This is a genomic window from Synechococcus sp. H55.10, from assembly GCF_047502715.1.
In the GTDB taxonomy this organism is placed as follows: Bacteria; Cyanobacteriota; Cyanobacteriia; order Thermostichales; family Thermostichaceae; genus Thermostichus.
Genome location: NZ_JANSJJ010000189.1, coordinates 1 through 640 on the forward strand (window position 1 = coordinate 1; position 640 = coordinate 640).

Consider the following 640-nt stretch of genomic DNA (forward strand, 5'->3'; position numbering starts at 1 on the left):
CACCCAGGCTGGCTATTACCGCGTGACTCAGACAGAGCCTGTTTTGGACTCTGAACTCCTCCGCTAGACAAGGCAGATGCCCAGCCTGCATTGTGTAGAACCTCTACAAATTCGCGTTTTCGGCCAGGGGGCGTCGGGCCGAGAGGCTAAGATCGGCTTGTAGCGTGTTCAGGCTACCTATGTCTGCCCGATCCAAAGTAGAGGCCCTCCCCAAGGGCAGGGATCCCCGCCAATTCACTGCAGCCGATGTGGCGGCCATTGCAGAGCGGCTGGAGCGCAACGAGTACCCTAACGTCTTCGACTGCCTGGAAGATTGGCACACGCTGCAGGCTATTGCTTTTTACTCTCCGGAGCTGGTGGCTCCCTACGCCCACTTGTTGGAGTGGGAAGTGGATGAGGACTAGATTGGCTCAGAAAGAATCCCCCCTCCTCAAGTAGAAGGGGGAGAGGAACTTCCATCTAACCCTTGTCTGCGAATAAGATAGCGCACTTCTTCGAGGAGAACGTTAAACCTCTGGTCATTCTCGATCTGACGCTGGTTGATGGCCTGGATGGCGCGTTCGTGCTCTTGTTGCAATGCAGTAAGAGTGATGAGAGCTTGAGTTACTTCCTCAGCCCATTCAGCCAAGTGTGCTAAATC

Annotated in this window: 1 protein-coding gene and 1 pseudogene; one reads left to right on the forward strand and one right to left on the reverse strand. The window is 55.0% G+C overall.

What is annotated here, in order from left to right; all coding sequences use genetic code 11:
* Nucleotides 1–179 precede the first annotated feature (179 nt).
* Nucleotides 180–404 (forward strand): DUF2555 domain-containing protein, encoded by a 225-nt coding sequence (locus tag NW858_RS11340; protein WP_414365193.1) that lies wholly within the window; start codon nucleotides 180–182, stop codon nucleotides 402–404.
* A gap of 26 nt (nucleotides 405–430) precedes the next feature.
* Here the strand turns inward: NW858_RS11340 and NW858_RS11345 are convergent.
* Nucleotides 431–640 (reverse strand): annotated as a pseudogene (locus tag NW858_RS11345) (hypothetical protein); the annotation flags it as partial.

Coding starts and splice junctions, on each gene's coding strand:
- NW858_RS11340 (WP_414365193.1), top strand. CDS start 180: ATGTCTGCCCGATCCAAAGTAGAGGCCCTCCCCAAGGGCAGGGATCCC.